17 protein-coding genes are annotated in these 19687 nt (G+C 38.9%); 9 read left to right on the forward strand and 8 right to left on the reverse strand.

All coding sequences use genetic code 11. From position 1 onward, the window contains the following. Positions 1 to 196 precede the first annotated feature (196 nt). The 6 genes from QSG86_RS04885 (at position 197) to galE (ending at position 6715) form a co-directional block, all read left to right on the forward strand. Positions 197 to 430: a transposase family protein gene (locus QSG86_RS04885; protein ID WP_317030458.1), complete on the forward strand. Its 234-nt coding sequence runs from the start codon at positions 197 to 199 to the stop codon at positions 428 to 430. 793 nt (positions 431 to 1223) lie between these two features. Continuing rightward, the gene (locus QSG86_RS04890; RefSeq protein ID WP_317030459.1) at positions 1224 to 1844 is read left to right on the forward strand and encodes a sugar transferase; all 621 of its coding nucleotides are present in this window, start codon (positions 1224 to 1226) and stop codon (positions 1842 to 1844) included. A 26-nt stretch (positions 1845 to 1870) separates the two neighbouring features. After that, positions 1871 to 2746, forward strand: a complete 876-nt coding sequence (gene galU / locus QSG86_RS04895) for a UTP--glucose-1-phosphate uridylyltransferase GalU (protein WP_317030460.1) — start codon at positions 1871 to 1873, stop codon at positions 2744 to 2746. 15 nt (positions 2747 to 2761) lie between these two features. Continuing rightward, positions 2762 to 4018 carry a nucleotide sugar dehydrogenase gene (locus QSG86_RS04900; protein ID WP_317030461.1) on the forward strand — a complete coding sequence of 419 codons (1257 nt, stop codon included), beginning with the start codon at positions 2762 to 2764 and terminating at the stop codon, positions 4016 to 4018. A 2-nt stretch (positions 4019 to 4020) separates the two neighbouring features. Next, the gene (pgi, locus tag QSG86_RS04905; RefSeq protein ID WP_317030462.1) at positions 4021 to 5694 is read left to right on the forward strand and encodes a glucose-6-phosphate isomerase; all 1674 of its coding nucleotides are present in this window, start codon (positions 4021 to 4023) and stop codon (positions 5692 to 5694) included. Then, positions 5687 to 6715, forward strand: coding sequence for a UDP-glucose 4-epimerase GalE (gene galE, locus QSG86_RS04910; RefSeq protein ID WP_317030463.1), 1029 nt, complete (start codon positions 5687 to 5689; stop codon positions 6713 to 6715). The genes pgi and galE overlap by 8 nt, the downstream gene beginning before the upstream one ends. Positions 6716 to 6762: 47 nt before the next feature. Here the strand turns inward: galE and QSG86_RS04915 are convergent, their stop codons facing one another. The 8 genes from QSG86_RS04915 to ribBA all read right to left on the reverse strand — a co-directional run bounded on the left by QSG86_RS04915 (position 6763) and on the right by ribBA (position 14929). Then, a complete protein-coding gene (locus QSG86_RS04915) occupies positions 6763 to 8133 on the reverse strand; it encodes a phosphomannomutase CpsG (protein ID WP_317030464.1) in 1371 nt (456 codons plus the stop codon). A gap of 64 nt (positions 8134 to 8197) precedes the next feature. Next, a complete protein-coding gene (gene glmS, locus QSG86_RS04920; protein WP_317030465.1) occupies positions 8198 to 10036 on the reverse strand; it encodes a glutamine--fructose-6-phosphate transaminase (isomerizing) in 1839 nt (612 codons plus the stop codon). Positions 10037 to 10048: 12 nt separating this feature from the next. Beyond that, the gene (gene glmU, locus QSG86_RS04925) at positions 10049 to 11413 is read right to left on the reverse strand and encodes a bifunctional UDP-N-acetylglucosamine diphosphorylase/glucosamine-1-phosphate N-acetyltransferase GlmU (protein ID WP_317030466.1); all 1365 of its coding nucleotides are present in this window, start codon (positions 11411 to 11413) and stop codon (positions 10049 to 10051) included. Positions 11414 to 11435: 22 nt separating this feature from the next. Further along, positions 11436 to 11912 (reverse strand): phosphatidylglycerophosphatase A, encoded by a 477-nt coding sequence (locus QSG86_RS04930; protein WP_317032675.1) that lies wholly within the window; start codon positions 11910 to 11912, stop codon positions 11436 to 11438. A 22-nt stretch (positions 11913 to 11934) separates the two neighbouring features. After that, positions 11935 to 12852 (reverse strand): thiamine-phosphate kinase, encoded by a 918-nt coding sequence (gene thiL, locus QSG86_RS04935; protein WP_317030467.1) that lies wholly within the window; start codon positions 12850 to 12852, stop codon positions 11935 to 11937. 19 nt (positions 12853 to 12871) lie between these two features. Beyond that, on the reverse strand, positions 12872 to 13321 hold the full coding sequence (nusB, locus tag QSG86_RS04940; protein WP_317030468.1) for a transcription antitermination factor NusB: 450 nt from the start codon (positions 13319 to 13321) through the stop codon (positions 12872 to 12874). 4 nt (positions 13322 to 13325) lie between these two features. Further along, complete coding sequence (gene ribE / locus QSG86_RS04945) at positions 13326 to 13796, reverse strand: 6,7-dimethyl-8-ribityllumazine synthase (RefSeq protein WP_317030469.1); 471 nt, start codon at positions 13794 to 13796, stop codon at positions 13326 to 13328. An 11-nt stretch (positions 13797 to 13807) separates the two neighbouring features. After that, entirely contained in the window at positions 13808 to 14929 is a 1122-nt protein-coding gene (gene ribBA, locus QSG86_RS04950) for a bifunctional 3,4-dihydroxy-2-butanone-4-phosphate synthase/GTP cyclohydrolase II (protein WP_317030470.1), read from the reverse strand. Positions 14930 to 15901: 972 nt separating this feature from the next. On the opposite strand from ribBA, the gene mhpT reads away from it, so the two are divergent. From mhpT to QSG86_RS04965, 3 genes are all read left to right on the forward strand, one after another. After that, positions 15902 to 17116: a 3-(3-hydroxy-phenyl)propionate transporter MhpT gene (mhpT, locus tag QSG86_RS04955; RefSeq protein WP_317030471.1), complete on the forward strand. Its 1215-nt coding sequence runs from the start codon at positions 15902 to 15904 to the stop codon at positions 17114 to 17116. A gap of 200 nt (positions 17117 to 17316) precedes the next feature. Then, positions 17317 to 17958 (forward strand): bifunctional nicotinamidase/pyrazinamidase, encoded by a 642-nt coding sequence (gene pncA, locus QSG86_RS04960; RefSeq protein ID WP_317030472.1) that lies wholly within the window; start codon positions 17317 to 17319, stop codon positions 17956 to 17958. A 143-nt stretch (positions 17959 to 18101) separates the two neighbouring features. Next, complete coding sequence (locus QSG86_RS04965) at positions 18102 to 19046, forward strand: bile acid:sodium symporter family protein (protein ID WP_317030473.1); 945 nt, start codon at positions 18102 to 18104, stop codon at positions 19044 to 19046. Positions 19047 to 19687: the final 641 nt, after the last annotated feature.

The raw sequence follows: 19687 nt of genomic DNA on the forward strand, positions 1-19687 counted from the left end.
TGATTGCTTTAGCGGCAAGAAGAAGGCACATACTTTCAAAGTTCAAGCGATCATTCATTATAGAACTCAGCAAATTCTGAGTTTATGTACAAGTCGTGGTGCTGTGCATGATTTCGAATTATTCAAACGTAACTTATATTAGATTCCTGTAAGTGGCTTTATTCTCGCAGATAAGGGCTATCAAGGACTTTATGCTGTGTATACGAATAGTCTATTACCATTAAAAGCAAAAAAGCTTTACACATTAGATCCTGAGCTGAAAATTTATAACCAAGAAATAAACAAGAGGACAATCAGCATTGAGCATATATTTGGTCGTTTGAAAACCTTTAAAATTCTTGCTGAGCGATATCGTAATCGAGGAAAAAGACTGGGTTTAAGATTTAATTTAATTGCTGGAATTTATAATATGAAACTGAGTAGAAAATGACTTATGAAAGAACTCTATTAAAAATAATGAGTTAAAAGCCAACTACAATACTTGGTTTAAAATAAGCTATTTGTTATGTTATGACAAAATACTAATATTAAAAAATTAGGTTATTACCAAAATAAAGTGTTTAATTATTTTTTAAATAATTGTTGAACTACTTTTTAATATAGATGATATGGTAATCATTTACCTAAAAATAGTGATTGATCTTACATATAATATATGATCGTTTGATTAAAAAACAATAATGTTAGCTTATAAATTTTTTTTTAATTTTAATGTGTATTTGATCATCATATTTGATTTCAATTGAATTAAAAATATCATTATTTATTTATATTTACATTTATGTTGTTGATAAATTGTATATGTATTAGTCTTATATTGATAAGATAATATTAACAATTATTTATTTTAATTAGTTTTGATTAAATATTGATAGTTATAAATTTCTATTATTCTTGTTATAGATCAATCTATTGAGTATACCAATAAGCTTTTATTTTCTTTTTAATAAGATATACTAAATTTTAAATTTAATTTTAGTTTATAAATAATTATTATTTTTTGCTGGAAATAGCACAAGAATAGTACATAAAAACATTTTACTTTATTTAAAACTTTAATAATAAAAAAAGTCGTATTATAATCCCTAGAAATCGGTATTTTAGTTGCCGTTTTTTTAGGAAATAATGATATTGAGTATATGGAATACATAATCGAGTTTTATTGTGATTTTCATAATTCTCAAAATAAATTTTTAAGTTTTTTAAATTATGCAGGGTAAAAAATGAAGAGATTAATTGATATTAGTATTGCGTTATTCGCATTACTAATTTTATCGCCTATATTTATTTTTTTATGCTTTAAGGTCAAAAAACAGCTCGGTGCTCCTATTTTCTTTTGTCAAGAACGTCCTGGAAAAAACGGTTGCCTCTTTAAAATGATTAAGTTTCGTTCTATGCGTAATGCGGTTGATAAAAATGGTGATCCATTACCCGACGAACAACGTATTACCCCCTTTGGACAAAAACTACGTTCAACCAGTCTTGATGAAATGCCACAATTGATTAATGTCCTTAAAGGCGATATGAGTATTGTGGGGCCTCGTCCACAAATGAAAGAATTTCTAGAACATTATACTGCAGAGCAACATCGTAGACATGAAGTTAAACCTGGTATGACTGGGCTTGCCCAAGTCAATGGCCGTAATCATCTAAGCTGGGAAGAAAAATTTGCTTTAGATGTTCAATATGTTGATAACCGTTCAACTTTGCTAGATTTTAAAATTATGTTAAAAACAGTCAAAGTAATGTTGATGAAAGAAGGAATTAATGCACCAGACCAAATTGTTGGTGCAACTCGATTCAATCGTCAGTCAGTCTCGGAAAGTAAAACTTTCCAAAAATAGTTTGTAAATTGATAGCGGTCACTTTAATGATTAAAAAAGCAATTCTTCCAGTCGCTGGACTCGGTACACGATTTCTTCCTGCCAGTAAATCAATTCCTAAAGAAATGGTGACCGTGGTTGATCGCCCTGCGATTGAATATGTAGTCAAAGAAGCTGTTGCAGCAGGTATTGAACATATTATTTTGGTCACGCACTCTTCTAAAGTATCGATTGAAAATTATTTTGATCGTAATTTTGAATTAGAAACTATACTCACACAGAAAAAAAAGTTTGATTTATTAAAAGAAATTACCGAGATTTTGCCGCCACATGTCACCATCAGTAGTGTTCGTCAACCACAGCCTTTGGGCTTGGGACATGCGGTTTTATGTGCCAAAGATCTTATTGGTCAAGATGATTTTGCGGTGTTGTTACCCGATGTTTTGGTGAAAGACAACAGTGAAATCAATGATCTCAATCTAATGATCCAGCGTTTTGAAAGCAGTCAAGCTGCACAAATTATGGTTGAAGCTGTAGCAGATCATTTGGTGGATCAGTATGGCATTGTCGATGTAGCGGAAATTCCGCCAGAAGGTCGTAGTAGCGTAATGCAAGGGATTGTGGAAAAGCCGGCCATCGGTTCTGCACCGTCAAATCTTTCTGTGGTTGGACGCTATATTTTACCTGCCAAAATTATGTCATTATTGGCACAAACGCCTAAAGGTGCGGGCAATGAAATTCAATTGACGGATGCAATTGCCATGTTACAACAGCATGATGTCGTTGAGGCCTATCGAATGAAAGGACAAACATTTGACTGTGGCAGTAAGCTGGGTTATTTAAAAGCAGTGTTACATTATGGAGTTGATCATCCACAATTGGGTACTGCATTTAAAAGCCTGATTCAAGAACTTGATCACTAAAAATAAGGTATTGTCATGAAAGTCGCAATATTTGGCCAAACGCTTTATTCTGGTGTATTGGCTGCGCTACTGGCGGAATGTGGTCATTTGGTTTTTTGGTGCGATCTACTCCAAAAACCGGTTTTAGAACAGGCTTATACTCAAGATAAAGCAGTCAAGCATTTACTTGATCAACAACAGGCCAGTGGATTTTTAAGTTATTGCGGCTTTCAGGATATTCCTTTAGATGCTGATGTATATTTCTTTAGTTTTAATCCTGCCGAAGAATTACAAGCGATTGAAATTTTAACACAGTTAACATTAAGACCGATTATTCATCCTAAATTGATGATTAATGCATCTACCTTGGGTTTGCATGGTACAGAAAAATTTGCCAATATCTTATCGGAAGATGACTGGGTGTATTTGCCTGATATTATTCAAGAAGGTAATGCATTACAGAGTTTTACTCAAGCCAAACAATTGGTTGTCGGATGTTCCAAACCATCGAGTGAAATCAAAATAATCGAATTATTACGACCTATTTTTCCACGAAAACAACATTATAATTTTATGCCAGTGCTAGATGCTGAATTTACTAAGCTAAGTGTGTCTGGCATGTTGGCGACACGCATCAGTTATATTAATGACTTGGCAATTGTTGCGGAAAAGTTAGGCATTGATATTGAACATGTGCGTCAAGGTATGGCGGCCGATAGTCGTATTGGTGCTTCATATTTATATCCTGGTGCAGGCTTTGGTGGTGAAAATTTTTCACATGATATTCTGACTTTGGCCAATACTGTCTCTGATACAGGCACTAAAAGTCAGCTACTGGCACAGGTGTGGGAAATTAATGAACAACAGAAAGAAATTTTATTTCGTAAATTGTGGAATTATTACCGTGGTGATTTAAGTGGTAAAACAGTGGCAATCTGGGGTGCGTCTTTTAAAGAAAATACCGCACGTATTCAACAGTCACCGATTCACACCATGTTAAAAGCACTCTGGGCACAGGGTGTAACGGTAAAATTACATGATCCACAAGCGTTAACTGAAATTGAACAACACTATGGCCAGCGTGCCGATTTAATCTATTGCCGAAATCAATATGATGCCATTCAGGATGCACATGCTTTATGTCTATTAACCGCTTGGAAGCAGTATTGGAGTCCAGATTATACGCGGCTATTAAAAGAAATGAATCACCCTTTAATTCTAGATGGGCGTAATATCTATGATCCACAATATGTTAAAGCACAAGGATTGGTCTATCGAGGTGTGGGGCGTTAATCATGAGTCAGTATAAATATCCCTATCCAGTCGAAACGGTTGAAAGTGTTTTTAGTGATTTAAATCATTTAAAACAACAGTTTGAACAGCAGCATTTGACCACATTATTTGCACAGCAGCCACAGCGTTTTGATCGGTTTTCCGTCGATTTAAAACCGGTATTTTTTGATTTTAGTAAGCAGCGTGTTGATGCGACAGTATTAAAAAAGCTGGTGGGCTGGGCACATGCGCAAGATTTAACCCTTTGGATTAAACGTTTATTTTCATCTGAAAAAATTAACTATACCGAGCAGCGTGCAGCGATGCACTGGGCACTGCGTTTACCATCCCATGATCACTTACATGGTGATCTTGCACAGCAAGTGCATATACAACAAGCACGTATGTTTGAGCTGGTGGATAAAATTCATGCAGGTCAGTATCGAGGCGCTACCGGAGAAGTGATTCAGGATGTGGTCAATATTGGTGTAGGCGGGTCTGATCTCGGTCCACTCATGGTGACACATGCATTGTCTGACTTTAAACAAGCCACTGAAAAACCACTGAATATTCATTTTGTTTCAACCATTGATGGTAGTCAGCTTTCTGAACTGTTGCATAAACTTCGTCCTGAAACCACGTTGTTTATTATTTCTTCAAAATCGTTTAGTACCATTGATACTTTATCAAATGCACAAACCGTACGGCTGTGGTTAGAGAAATCCTTACTCTTAACCCATCAAATTTTAAAACATCACTTTATTGGGGTATCGACCAAACCCGAGAAAATGACGGCATGGGGCATTTGTCCTGAAAATCAATTCTTATTATGGGATTGGGTGGGTGGACGTTATTCACTGTGGTCATGTATTGGTTTACCGATTGCCTTGACCATTGGGGTTGAAGGTTTTAAACAGTTTTTGGCGGGTGCGTATCAGATTGATCAGCATTTTCAGCATGCACCATTTGAGCAGAATATCCCTGTATTGATGGGATTACTGGGCGCGTGGAACAATAATTTTTTAGATATTCAGACCCATGCTATTTTACCTTATGATGGTCGCTTAAAGTATTTTGCAGCGTATTTACAGCAGCTTGAAATGGAATCGAATGGTAAATCCATTCAACGCAATGGTCAAAAAGTCCCATGGGATACCTGTCCGATTGTATGGGGAGAAGTTGGCCCGAATGCACAGCATGCTTTTTATCAGTTATTGCATCAAGGTACACAGTCGGTCAGTAGCGATTTTATTGCACCGATACAACGTTATAATAGTCAGCAATTTACCTATGTTGATAATGCTGAGGCATTAATAGAGCAACACCATTTGGCATTGTCCAACTGTTTGGCACAGTCTCGTTTATTGGCCTTTGGTAATCAAGCATTGGCAGCCGATGAAGTTGCTACACTTGCAGAGTATAAACAATATACAGGTAACCAGCCGAGTAGTACGATTTTATTGGATGAATTAAATCCTTATAGCTTGGGTATGTTGATTGCGATGTATGAACATAAAGTATTTGTACAATCGGTATTATGGAATATCAACCCATTTGATCAATGGGGTGTTGAAAAAGGTAAAGAAATAGCCAACCATTTATTGCCAATTTTAAATGGACAAAGTCGTGATCTATCTGATTTGGACAGCTCGACACAAGGCTTAATTGATAAATTAATGGGGAAAAAGCATGGCTAAAATTTTAGTAACGGGTGGCGCAGGCTATATTGGTTCCCATACTTGTGTAGAACTGTTAAATGCAGGTCACGATGTGATCGTGTTGGATAATTTATCGAATAGCTCAGAGCAATCATTACAACGTGTGCAGCAGTTAACAGCAAAAAGCCTGGAATTTATCCATGGTGATATTCTGGATGCAGCACTTTTAGATCAAATTTTTCATCGTCAGTCGATTGATGCCGTGATTCATTTTGCGGGTTTAAAAGCTGTAGGTGAAAGTCAGCAATTACCGCTTAAATACTTTGAAAATAATATCGCAGGTTCGATTAGTCTCGTCAAAGCGATGGAGCGGGCAAATGTATTTAAATTGGTGTTTAGCTCCTCGGCAACGGTCTATGATGAAGCCAACTGTTCACCGTTAAATGAACATATGCCAACAGGGATGCCAAGTAATAACTATGGTTATACCAAATTAATTGTGGAGCAACTGTTAGAAAAACTGGCGATAGCAGATTCGCGTTGGTCGATTGCCTTATTACGTTATTTTAATCCGGTTGGCGCACATAAAAGCGGTAAAATTGGTGAAGATCCACAAGGTATTCCAAATAATCTCATGCCTTATGTAACACAGGTTGCAGTCGGTCGTCGTGAAAAACTGACGATTTTTGGTAATGATTATGACACCATTGATGGGACTGGTGTACGTGATTATATTCATGTGGTTGACTTGGCCAATGCCCATCTGTGTGCATTGCAAAATCGTTTAACGACGGTAGGATGCCGAGCATGGAATATTGGTACGGGTCATGGATCATCGGTACTACAAGTCAAAAATACCTTTGAACAGGTGAGTGGTGTCAAGATTCCCTTTGAATTTGCTGCACGTCGTGCCGGTGATGTAGCAACATCTTTTGCCGATAATACTCGTGCTATAGCGGAATTGGCTTGGCAGCCGCAATATCAGCTCGAAGATATGCTTGCAGATAGCTGGAATTGGCAACAGCAAAATCCAATGGGCTATCAAAGCACATCAGATTGAGCAATATGCTGGAATTAAAAAGGAGCTTACAAGCTCCTTTTATGGATTTAACCTTGAATCAGTTGAGTCAGCTCATCAATATAATGCTGCATTGGCTGAGGATTTTGATCTAAACGGCTTTCAATATTAAGACGCAATAAGGGTTCGGTATTGGATGCACGGACATTCAGACGCCAAGCTGTAAAATCAAGGCTGATACCATCAGTCTCATCAATCACGGGTTGCTGTGCTTTAAAATGATCAAAAATCTTTTGAATCGTGGCGTGCGTATCGCTGACTGTAAAATTAATCTCACCTGAACATGGAAATTTAGCAATCATGTCTGCAACTAGCTCAGATAAAGATTGTTGAGTTTCGGACAGCACACTGATCACCAATAACCAAGGAATCATACCACTATCACAATAGGCAAAATCACGGAAATAGTGATGTGCCGACATTTCACCACCATAAATGGCATTATGTTGACGCATGCTATCTTTGATAAAGGAATGACCTGATTTAGATTGAATCGCAATCCCTTGATATTGATCAATAATATCAAGTGTATTCCAGACTAAGCGTGGATCATGGACAATTTTTTCGCCCGATTGCTTGAGTAAGAAGGCTTGTGCCAATAAACCGACAATATAATAACCTTCGATAAATTGTCCTTTTTCATCAAACAAGAAACAGCGATCAAAGTCACCATCCCAAGCAATGCCCATATCTGCCTGATGTTCAATGACAGCATTTGAGGTACTGGCACGATTTTCCACTAAAATGGGGTTGGGAATACCATTGGGAAAGTGTCCATCAGCTTGATGGTGAATTTTAATAAACTCGACAGGAATGTTGAGGAAATTAAATTTTTCTTCAATCGCATCAATCACGTGTCCAGCAGCACCATTGCCGGCATTGACCACCAGTTTAAGTGGACGAATGTTTGCAGGATCAATATAGCTCATCAAATGATCAACAAATTCAGGTAGTATATTATACTGAGTTGTTGAACCTCGTTGAGTGACAGCATTAAAGATGCCTTGTTCTGCCAAGTGTTGAATATCTTTTAAGCCGGTATCTGCACCAATCGGTCGTGCATTTTCACGTACCAACTTTAAACCATTGTAATCCATAGGATTATGGCTAGCAGTGATTTCAATTCCGCCTTGTACATCGAGATGAAAAGCAGCGAAGTAAACTTCTTCAGTACCGGTCATGCCCAAATCAAGTACATTGACACCAGCATCATTTAAACCTTGAATCGTGGCTTGTTTGAGTGCCTTACTACTTAAGCGAATATCGCATCCAACAGCGACTGTTTGTGGTTGATAGATTTGGCCATAGGCACGGCCAATTTTATAGGCAATCTCTTCATTGAGCTCGCTACCGAGTTTACCGCGGATATCATAGGCTTTAAAGCAGGTTAATGGTGTCATGAGAATGTTCCAAATAAGCTGAAAAAAAGCTGGTCTATATCACACCAGCTTTTTAAGTCAAAAATTATTCAACGGTCACTGATTTGGCCAAGTTACGTGGCTGATCTACATCTGTGCCACGTAATATAGCAACATGATAGGAGAGGAGTTGTACTGGAATACTATAGACAATCGGGGCTAATAACGCATCAATACTTGGAATTTTAACCACATGCTGACGATCTTTACTGTCAATACCACTATGTTCATCGGCAAAAACAAATAATTCACCACCGCGTGCTTGAACCTCTTCCATATTGGATTTAAGTTTATCCAGCATATCATCTGGTGGCGCCAAAATCACAATCGGCATATCGTTATCGACCAATGCCAATGGTCCATGTTTAAGCTCGCCTGCGGCATAGCCTTCTGCATGAATATATGAAATTTCTTTAAGCTTTAGTGCGCCTTCTAAGGCAATTGGAAAGTGTGTGCCTCGACCTAAGAATAAGCAGTGTTGTTTTTCTACAAACAATTCAGAAAGGCCTAAAATTGCTGCATCATTTTGTAAGGTATTTAAGACGACTTTTGGTAAATGCCATAAAGCTGTAATGATTTTATCAAAATCCTCTGCAGCAAGGCGTTGTTTGACTTGACCAATTTTCAGTACCAATAACATTAAAGCCGCCAACTGTGTGGTAAAGGCTTTGGTCGAAGCAACACCAATTTCTGGTCCAGCCAGTGTCAATAAATGATGATCCGTTTCACGAATCATAGATGAGGTTGCAACATTACAAATCGCCATGGTGCTAATGTGTAACGCTTTGGCTTTAGCGCGTTTTTGTGTATCACGTAATGCCGCAAGCGTATCGGCTGTTTCACCCGATTGAGAAATACACAGATATAAGGTGTGATTGACAATAACAGGCGAGCGATAACGGAATTCGCTGGCAATTTCTACTTGGCACGGTAAGTCAATCAATTGCTCAAACCAATATTTGGCAATCATACCCGCGTGATAGCTGGTACCACAGGCAATAATTTGGATTTGCTGAATTTGAGCAAAATCTACATTGGCACTGGCTAAAAAGTCGTCACGTAATTGTTGCCCATTCAGTGCTTGAGAAATAGTTTGTTGTAATGCCTCTGGCTGCTCATAAATTTCTTTGAGCATATAATGTTTATATTCACCTTTTGAGGCATTGGTGACTGTTGCATCAAGTTCTTTAATTGGACGTTCTATACGTTGTCCTTGAACAAAGATTTCAATGCTATCACGTGTTAAACGTGCAATATCACCTTCTTCAAGATAAATAAAACGATTGGTAATTGGTAATAATGCCAGTTGATCAGAGCTGATAAAGTTTTCACCAATCCCGACACCAATCACCAATGGAGAACCTTCACGCACCGTAATCAGCTCATTGGGATGATCTGTATGAATAATCCCTAAGGCATAGGCACCTTTTAAACGCGGTACGATTGCTTGGACTGCTGCCAATAAACTCGGTGTTGTTTTTAATGCATCATGAATTAAATGAGCCACAACTTCAGTATCAGTTTGTGAACTAAACACATAGCCAAGTGCTTCAAGCTCAAGTTTTAATTCTTGATAATTTTCAATAATGCCATTGTGAACCACCGCAACTGAACCGGAAGTATGCGGATGCGCATTTTGTTCAGTAGGTTTGCCATGGGTCGCCCAGCGTGTATGAGCAATCCCCACGCTACCTGTTAAATTACTTTCTAAAACAGCATGTTCAAGATTTACCACTTTACCAACACGACGTTCACGAAGTATTTGATCTTGATAGATTAAGGCTAAGCCTGCTGAGTCATAGCCACGATATTCTAAGCGCTTTAAGCCTTCAATCAAAATTTGACTGATATTACGTTCTGCAACGCCACCGACAATACCACACATATATAATTCCTCTTATTTTTCCATTTTCTGTGGACGTTGATAATTTGCTTTGACAAACTGCTGAGAACGCTCAATCGCTAAGCTATTTGCGTCAACATCTTGCGTAATGGTTGAACCGGCTGCGACAGTTGCACCATCCCCAATCTGTACTGGTGCAACCAGAGAGCTATTTGATCCAATAAATGCATGATCACCAATAATGGTCTTAAACTTATTGGCGCCATCATAATTGCAGGTAATGGTTCCTGCACCAATATTGGATGCAAAACCAATCTCCGTATCACCCAGATAGGTAAAATGATTGGCTTTCGATGCGGTGCCAATACGTGAGTTTTTTACTTCAACAAAGTTACCAATATGAACTTGGTCAGCAAGTTCTGTACCTGGTCTTAGGCGTGCAAATGGTCCAATACGGGTATCTTCCCCGACGATGGCCTGATCAAAAATACTATAAGGCTGTACTTGGGTATTTGCTGCAATATGACTATTTTTAATCACACAGCCTGCGCCAATCTGGACATTGTCACCGAAGTGACAATCGCCTTCAATAATGACATTAATATCAATACAGACATCTTTACCTGCGGATAAAGAGCCGCGTAAATCAAAGCGTGTTGGGTCAATAATATGTACGCCTTGTTGCATTAACTGCTGTGCCTGAAATTGTTGGAATTCACGCTCTAAAGCTGCCAGTTGGCGACGATCATTGACTCCTTCAACCTCAAAGGCTGCTTGTGGTTGTACAGATGCAACCTCTAAACCATCGGCAATCGCCATAGCCACGATATCTGTTAAATAGTACTCACCTTGTGCATTATGATTGCTGAGTTTGGGTAACCATTGATGTAATTTGGCATTGCTGACACAGTAAATACCGGTATTGATTTCTTGAATTTGACGCTGCTCCTCTGAGGCGTCTTTATGTTCAACAATGGCCTGAATTTGGTTATTGTGACGTACAATACGGCCATAACCGGTTGCATCGGCTAAGGTCAGGGTCACCAAGCCAATTCCTGTCTGACGAGACATCTCTAATAAGGTATTGAGTGTTTCAGTGCGGATACAAGGTACATCGCCAGAGAGAATCAATGACATCCCTTCTTGAGGTAATACCGGAAGCGTTACTTGTACAGCGTGCCCTGTGCCAAGTTGCTCTGTTTGTTCAACCCATTGAATATTTTCATGCTGAAAAGCACTTTTTACCAATGCACCGCCATGGCCAAAAACGGTAATGATATGGTCTGCATTGAGTTTTTTCGCTGTCCCGATCACATGGCTGAGTAAAGAACGTCCCGCAAGTGGTTGTAAGACTTTAGGTAAATTAGAACGCATTCGTGTTCCTTTACCTGCAGCGAGAATAATCACAGAGGTTGACATAACGCACCTTAAATATTTGGCTTTAAGCCATTGAAATGTTGAGGTATATAATAATACAAATTGCGGCCCAAATTCCTGCAATAATATCGTCAAACATAATGCCGAATCCCCCAGCTACTTGACGATCAATGACACGAATCGGCCATGGTTTCCAGACATCAAAAAGTCTAAATAAAGCAAAACTGACCAGCACCCAGAGCCAGCTCATTTGTCCGATATAAATCAGTGGTAAGAAAGTGATCGATTGTCCAGCAAATTCATCCCAAACAATACGTCCATCATCATGTACCCCCATGATTTTGGCTGTTTGACCACAAATATAAATCCCGATGATTGACATGATCACAATCGCAATCAGTGTATAGTAAAAACCAAATGCCAGCCAAATTGGTACAAAGAGTAAGGCAAATGCTGAACCGAAAGTACCAGGTGCTTTCGGTGCAAGTCCGGAACCAAAACCGACACCGCAAAAAACGATGAATCGGTTGAACCAAGACATATTTTTAAAATCAATATAGGGTTTATGCAAAGTGTTGGTATCCCTGAAATTGGGTATTTTGTTGGATATGATGATGCAGCAAAATTAATTCAGAACCGTTGGTGATTTGTCCGATTTTAGTGATATTTACGTCGAGCGGTTGTTGTAATAATTCCCGATAACGTTCAGGAGAGAGGGTAAAACATAATTCATAATCATCGCCACCCGTCAGTGCATATTGCCATTGTTGTTGTTGTGTCAGTGTGGCTAATGCAGGATTAATGGGCAAATGCTCAAGATTGATGATAGCACCTACTTTAGATGCCGTTAAAATATGACCCAAATCTTGTGCTAAACCATCTGATATATCAATCATGCTATGGGCAAAGTTTTTTAAACGATCACCTAAAGCACAGCGTGGCGTTGGATAGTCGAGTCGCTTTCTTAAGGGGTGTTGTAAATGATGTAATGCAAATGCGGCATCACCGATATGGCCGCTGACACAGATATAGTCACCGACTTGTGCACCTGAACGTGTGACTGCCTGACCAATATCAACCCAACCTAATGCGGTAATGGAGATGGTTAAATGTGGACTTTGTGTGGTATCACCGCCAATTAAGCTTACACCAAACCGATCACAGCAATCATAAAGCCCCTGACTAAATTTCTGAAGCCAAGTATGATCAATATCTGGCAAGCTTAAAGCCAGCAGTATACTGTGTGGTTTGGCACCCATCGCGGCAATATCGGATAGATTCACAGCAACGGATTTCCAGCCGACTGCATGTGGATCTGTATCGACAGGAAAATGGCGTCCAGAGACTAAGGTGTCAGTACAAATCACCAACTGTTGCTGTACCGGAGGGGTGAGCAAGGCTGAGTCATCACCAACACCTAAATCGACAGAATGATATTTCTGGCGATTAAAGTAACGATCAATTATTGAAAACTCAGCCATACCGCAATCCTGTATTTGCCTAGTTGGATTGCTGTTTTTCTGCTGCACGTAGGGTAGTGGCTAAACGGTCCAATACACCATTGATGTATTTATGGCTGTCTGCACCACCAAAATGCTTAGCAAGCTCAATTGCTTCATCTAAAACAACACGATATGGAATTTCAAGATGTCCTTGTAATTCATAGGCACCTAGACGAAGTGTTGCGAGTTCAACGCCATCAAGGGCATTAATTTCGCGATCTAGTACAGGCACCAAAAGCGCATCCAATGCTGTGTGATTGGCAACCACTTGAGTCAATAGTTCATGATAATAGCTGAGATCTACTTTATGCATAGCATTATCGACACGAGTACGTGCTTCAATTTCATGCACCGGATTGCGACTCATTTGCCATTCATAAATCCCTTGTACAGCAAAGCGACGTGCTTTACGTTTTGCTGCATAAGCGGCTTGAAGTGTTTGCGACATAGCGTTAAATAGCCTTTAACAAGTTAACCATTTCAATTGCAGTCAAGGCAGCTTCACTACCTTTATTTCCTGCTTTTGTACCCGAGCGTTCAATCGCCTGTTCAATACTGTCCGTAGTCAATACACCATTAATTACAGGTAGACCTGTATCCAAACCAACCACACCTAAACCTTTGGCACATTCACCTGCAACAAAGTCAAAATGAGGCGTGCTACCGCGGATGACTGCGCCTAGCGCAATAACAGCATCGAAACGTCCTGAAGCTGCTAATTTTTTGGCAACCACTGGAAGTTCCCAAGCACCTGGTGCATGAACAACAGTGATATTATCGTCTGATACACCATGACGTTGCAACGTATCAATTGCACCATCTAATAAATGTTCGACCACAAAGCTATTAAAACGACCAACTAAAATCGCGTAACGGCCTTCGCTCGCGAGATGTAACATACCTTCAATACGGCGAATTGCCATAATAACCTCGATTATTTCTCTGATATTTGATCTGCAGTAATGTATTCTACTACTTCTAAGTTAAAACCTGATAATGCATTAAAGCGTAAAGGAGAACTGAGTAATTTCATTTTTTCCACGCCTAAATCGCGTAAAATTTGTGCACCCACGCCAATGGTTTGATAGTGCTGCGACAGCGCTGCATTTGATTTTACATTTTTTGGTGCTTTTAAGGTATCTAAAGCAGGTCCTAAATCTTGTAAATGTCTTTGGCCAATCCAGACCAAAACGCCACGTTCGCTATGGGCAATCGTTTTCAGCGCTTTATCTAGATTCCATGCCGCTTCACCGTCATGTTTATTTAACTTTAATAAATCACGTGCCGGATTAAAGCCATGTACACGCACTGTGGTTACACCACTTGCCGGTTCACCTTTGACCAGTGCTAGATGAATGTCTGGATTACCAATTTCACGATAACGGAACAGATCAAAGGTACCATATTCAGTATCAAGCTGTTGATGATCGACACGCTCTACCGTTTGTTCATTGGTCATACGGTAATGAATGAGATCTGCAATCGTACCGATTTTTAAATCATGTTTTTCTGCAAACATTTCCAAATCTGCACGACGAGCCATGGTCCCGTCTTCTTTAATAATTTCGCAGATAACCGCAGCCGGTTCTAAACCTGCTAAGCGTGCTAAATCACAACCCGCTTCAGTGTGTCCTGCACGGTGTAAAACGCCACCAGGCTGTGCCATAAGTGGGAAAATATGTCCGGGCTGTACAATATCGCTGGCTTTGGCATGTGCTGCAACAGCAGTTTGAATAGTATGTGCACGTTCAGCAGCTGAAATACCTGTGGTAATTCCTTGAGCGGCTTCAATAGATAAGGTGAAGTTGGTCCCATGCTGTGCACCATTGGCATCAACCATTAAAGGTAAATTTAATTGTTGGCAACGCTCTTTGCTGAGCGTAAGGCAAACCAGACCCCGTGCATGGGTGATCATAAAGTTAATGTCTTCAGGGCGAATATGTGTAGCAGCAATTACTAAATCGCCTTCATTTTCACGGTCTTCGTCATCCATTAAAATGACCATTTTTCCTGCACGGATATCAGCTACAAGCTCTTCAACGGTATTGAGCGGCATTAACCTTCACCTTCTGTATTGATGTAATAAACACATTTTTATTACATTCATTGTTATATAGTTTAACGCTTTTTCAGAAGCTATGCCTATCTTTTATAGACTGTTCTGATTGCTCCATTGTTATACACAGTCCAATGCATATTGAAAAGACTATTCTATTTTTTTCATCATATTTCCAAACTGAAAATTTGATTTTTTAAATAAATAATTAACTTGAACTGTGATTGATTAAAAATCGCTTACGATTTTCGCAGCCGTATATTTTTGATCAAAATAAAGCAGATGTAAAATCATATTCTGCATATATGCTTTCATTTTTATGCTAAAGACGGCCTTGATACTTTAAAATAACGGAATTGTCATCATAGGCTAGGGTGGCCTAAATCCTTGTAGCATGTTATTGGAGCGATGTTATCCGTGGTTTTAAACTATATTTATGCGAAAGGTGATTTTAATTAAGCCAAAATGCTTAGCTAAACCCTGATTCTTTATATTCAATATTTGCAGTGATACCACAGAGAACAATACCGCTGCGTTGTCGTTAAAAAATTTGTTCACTTTATGATGATTGATCAGATGTAATCAATCATTCAGCCCATCTTTGCTTGATAAATTTATGATCTAATAGGAAAAACATCTATTTTTAGAGAGTAAACATATAAAACAACCGCTATTTATTAAATCTTAAAACGTTAATTAAAGATGTTAATTAATCGTTTTTAAGTCTTTTTGATACACGATGAGGTTCTTAAATGATGAGAATATTTCCATGAAATAGCTTTAATTCTGATCAATTTGGTCTGATTTTAAAATGAATAATCGTTTTTTTGCCTATTTAAAAATTTATACAATATGTGAAAATTGTTTTAAATCAGATTTGATCATTTAAAGATGTTCAACTATTTGATAGTTCTTGTTCAAACTGAAAGTTAGCGAAGATAGCGCTTCTTTTTCGATTTTCAGAGATAGGACATGGATAGAAACAGTCATCAATCTGATAAAAAGCATGCGGTAATTACGGTTGCAATATGCTTTCTGATCGCCGTCATTGAAGGGCTAGATATTCAAGCAGCAGGGATTGCTGCGGCAGGTATTCGTGAACATTTCGGTTTAGATAGTTCTCAACTCGGTGTATTTTTTAGTGCTGGAATTTTAGGTTTATTACCGGGTGCATTGATCGGTGGTCGTGTTGCAGATCGTATTGGCCGAAAAAAGGTGTTGATCTGGTCGACAGCCACCTTTGCTATTTTTACCTTGTGTACAGTATGGGTCAATAGTTTTGGCTCATTATTGGCTGTACGCTTTTTAGCTGGTGCGGGTCTAGGCGCAGCTATGCCAATTCTCATCACCCTAGCATCAGAAGCAGTAAAACCTGAAAATAGAGGTCGTGCTGTTGGTTTGATGTATTGCGGTATGCCGGTTGGTGCAGCAATTTTATCTTTAGTGGCGAGTACTGATTTTGGCTCAAACTGGAAAAATATTTTTTATCTCGGTGGTTTATTACCTGTGATTGTTATTCCAGTGATGATGTTGTTTTTACCAGAATCAAAAGAGTTCTTAAGTACACAAAGTAAAGCAGCGACGAAAGATGCACCGTTACAAGCTTCATTTAAAGATTTATTTAATTCACAGAATATCTGGCGTACGCTATTTATCTGGGTAAGTTATTTCTTTACCTTGATGGTGGTTTACATCATGTTAAGCTGGTTACCTTCACTCTTTATGGAACTTGGTTTCTCTCGTAAAGAAGGCAGTACAGCACAGTTCTACTTTATGCTCAGTGCAACAGTTGGAACCGTTATTTTGGGTATGTTGACTGATCGCTGGAAAAAAGCCTATGTGATTTTGTTGATGTATGGCGGTATTGTTGCAGGACTGTTTGCTTTAAATGGTGCAAGTTCATTAACACAAATGTATTTAGCATCTGCATTGGTGGGTGCTTTTGTGATCGGTTGTCAAGGGGTATTGTATGCCTTTGGTAGTATCGTTTATCCAACTGAATTACGTGGTACAGGGGTGGGGATTGCATCTGCTGTAGGCCGTATCGGGGCGATGCTTGGCCCTGCGATTGCAGGACAGTTACTTGCTGCAGGTTTTGGTGCTGCAGGCGTAATTTCAGCAGCCATTCCATGTATTATTATCTCAGCGATCTTTATGTTGCTGTTGGTTCGTAAACTACAAAAATAATGCCAAATAAGCTGTATCGATGAGATCAGAGCCTGTCCTAGACAGGCTCTATATATTTCAGAGCATATTATCGATATTTTGCCATTTTAATGGTTAATTTTTTAATAATCTGATCAGATCTTTGAGGCTAATTTTGGTATCGAGATTGATTTGTTATATGCTTAATAACAACGTTATGGTTTATAGATCCAGAGATCAAGATGCAGCAGAATACAGCATTAATTGTTGTTGATGTACAAAATGGCTTTACTCCAGGTGGTCAACTGGCCGTTGCAGGTGCAGATCAAATTATTCCAGATATTAATCAATTGGCACAATATTTTAACCATATTGTGCTCACACAAGACTGGCATCCTGAAGATCATATTTCATTTGCAGATAACCATCCCGATAAGCAGCCATTTGAGCATATTGAGCTAGCTTATGGTACTCAAGTATTATGGCCGAAACATTGTGTACAAGGCTCACATGATGCAGCCTTACACCCTGCATTGAATTTACCGACAGCACAGTTGATTATTCGTAAAGGCTATCATCAAAATATTGACAGTTATTCGGCATTTCTCGAAGCTGATCAATCGACAACAACAGGTTTAGATGCTTATCTTAAAGCAAAAGCCATCGATACGGTTTTTATTGTTGGTATTGCGACAGATTTTTGTGTGGCATGGAGTGCAATTGATGCCTGCCAACTCGGTTTTAAAACTTTTGTCATTGCAGATGCCTGTAAGGCAATCGATTTAAATACATCTTTGCAACATGCATGGCAAAACATGTTGGCACATGGTGTTCAGCGCGTTTATCTTAAAGATATTCCACATCTATTGGCACAACAAGATTAATTGAATCACATTATTTTGTTGATCTTATTTATCACATCATGGATGTGTGAGCGATAGTGCATAACGTGATGTGCCCAGCTTTAGGATGGCCTGCGTTTTGATACTGTTCTTTGATCCAAGGCGATGTGGTTAGGAGTAGGCACATGCCAGTTCTTTTTAAATTTTCACAATTTATTCAAAAAACCTTTGCAATTTGGGTGATTGTATTTGCAGCGCTGGCACTGTGGCAGCCAACTGTATTTATTGGATTAAAATCTTATATTATCTGGATGCTTGGTCTGATTATGTTGGGAATGGGTATGACCATGACCTTACATGATTTTAAAAGTGTAATTGAACATCCCAAAGCTGTATGTTTAGGTGTCGTTGCACAATTTGTACTGATGCCAGGTTTGGCATTTATTTTATGTAAATTATTTCATTTACCTGCAGAAATTGCTATTGGTGTCATTCTTGTGGGCTGTTGTCCCGGCGGAACAGCATCGAACGTTATTACCTATATGGCCCAAGGCAATACAGCATTGTCTGTCGCTTGTACATCAGTATCGACGTTATTGGCACCCATTTTTACTCCCATCATCTTTTACTTTTTGGCCAGTCAATGGATTGAAATTGATGCTTGGGCAATGTTGCAGTCTATTTTACAAGTGGTGTTATTGCCAATTGTATTGGGGTTGATTTTAAGAACCGTATTTCAAAAGCATGTAGCGCATTATATTCCCATAATGCCGTTAGTTTCGGTGATTGCCATTGTTGCCATTGTGGCCGCGATTATTGCGGGTAGTCGGACACAAATTTTTGAATCAGGTTTACTGATTTTAGCCGTTGTCATCTTGCATAATGGCTTGGGTTTGCTACTCGGTTATTGGATCAGCCGTTATTGTGGTCTAAAAGAAATAGATTGCAGAGCAATTTCGATTGAAGTTGGGATGCAAAATTCAGGTTTAGGTGTTGCATTGGCTGCAGTACATTTTGCCCTGTCGCCAATGACTGCGGTACCGAGTGCAATTTTTAGCTTATGGCATAATATCTCAGGCGCAACTTTGGCCAGTTATTGGGCCAGTCGATCGCCACAGAAACCAGAGTAAAATCTGAATGTATTTTGAATGTATTCTGAATGTATGGAAGTGATCTAAGCTCGATCAAATTTGCTGGATCTTTTTGTATGTTGTGCAAAGTTGGCTGATTCTGTTCCAGTAATCAGCAACGATAGCAGTCATCAATGGCAAAACATCTTAGGCGTAATTAAAAGAACAGTGATGCTAGATTCTGCTGTGAGTGGAGGGCTTTGCTGTGAGTGGAGGGCATTGTATTTACCACTTGGGAGCGTTGAGGTTGAGCGAACTTTTGTTGATTGAGCTTTAGCTAGACATACAGATTGATCAAAATTTCAGAAAATATTAGATCTAGGTGTGAGAAGAAAATATTATCATTGTGTATGTGATAGTTTATTTTGTATACGGTCTAAAAGCTGGAGTTATAGAGGTAGAACAACGATTGCAACGCGCTATTGTTATTCAGTTTGTAAAAATATTACCTTTATAGCTAAAGCCGCTCCTGTGGATAATTTAATGTTACAACTTATGCAAGCCTTCGCTCAGTTTGCAGATGAAATCCTTTTAGAATGATCAAAGAAAGAGATTAACTTTACTACTGCATAAGCATGGTATAAAAATCGAGGACATCAACTCGAACTCAATTAAACTGAAGCTTTCGGTCAAGCGTGGCA

This window comes from Acinetobacter sp. SAAs474, from assembly GCF_032823475.1.
Taxonomy (GTDB): Bacteria; Pseudomonadota; Gammaproteobacteria; order Pseudomonadales; family Moraxellaceae; genus Acinetobacter.

Excerpts from the sequence above, each read along its gene's own strand:
- QSG86_RS04890 (WP_317030459.1), top strand. The coding sequence starts at position 1,224 with ATGAAGAGATTAATTGATATTAGTATTGCGTTATTCGCATTACTAATT.
- galU (WP_317030460.1), top strand. The coding sequence starts at position 1,871 with ATGATTAAAAAAGCAATTCTTCCAGTCGCTGGACTCGGTACACGATTT.
- QSG86_RS04900 (WP_317030461.1), top strand. The coding sequence starts at position 2,762 with ATGAAAGTCGCAATATTTGGCCAAACGCTTTATTCTGGTGTATTGGCT.
- pgi (WP_317030462.1), top strand. The coding sequence starts at position 4,021 with ATGAGTCAGTATAAATATCCCTATCCAGTCGAAACGGTTGAAAGTGTT.
- galE (WP_317030463.1), top strand. The coding sequence starts at position 5,687 with ATGGCTAAAATTTTAGTAACGGGTGGCGCAGGCTATATTGGTTCCCAT.
- QSG86_RS04915 (WP_317030464.1), bottom strand. The coding sequence starts at position 8,133 with ATGACACCATTAACCTGCTTTAAAGCCTATGATATCCGCGGTAAACTC.
- glmS (WP_317030465.1), bottom strand. The coding sequence starts at position 10,036 with ATGTGTGGTATTGTCGGTGGCGTTGCAGAACGTAATATCAGTCAAATT.
- glmU (WP_317030466.1), bottom strand. The coding sequence starts at position 11,413 with ATGTCAACCTCTGTGATTATTCTCGCTGCAGGTAAAGGAACACGAATG.
- QSG86_RS04930 (WP_317032675.1), bottom strand. The coding sequence starts at position 11,912 with ATGTCTTGGTTCAACCGATTCATCGTTTTTTGCGGTGTCGGTTTTGGT.
- thiL (WP_317030467.1), bottom strand. The coding sequence starts at position 12,852 with ATGGCTGAGTTTTCAATAATTGATCGTTACTTTAATCGCCAGAAATAT.
- nusB (WP_317030468.1), bottom strand. The coding sequence starts at position 13,321 with ATGTCGCAAACACTTCAAGCCGCTTATGCAGCAAAACGTAAAGCACGT.
- ribE (WP_317030469.1), bottom strand. The coding sequence starts at position 13,796 with ATGGCAATTCGCCGTATTGAAGGTATGTTACATCTCGCGAGCGAAGGC.
- ribBA (WP_317030470.1), bottom strand. The coding sequence starts at position 14,929 with ATGCCGCTCAATACCGTTGAAGAGCTTGTAGCTGATATCCGTGCAGGA.
- mhpT (WP_317030471.1), top strand. The coding sequence starts at position 15,902 with ATGGATAGAAACAGTCATCAATCTGATAAAAAGCATGCGGTAATTACG.
- pncA (WP_317030472.1), top strand. The coding sequence starts at position 17,317 with ATGCAGCAGAATACAGCATTAATTGTTGTTGATGTACAAAATGGCTTT.
- QSG86_RS04965 (WP_317030473.1), top strand. The coding sequence starts at position 18,102 with ATGCCAGTTCTTTTTAAATTTTCACAATTTATTCAAAAAACCTTTGCA.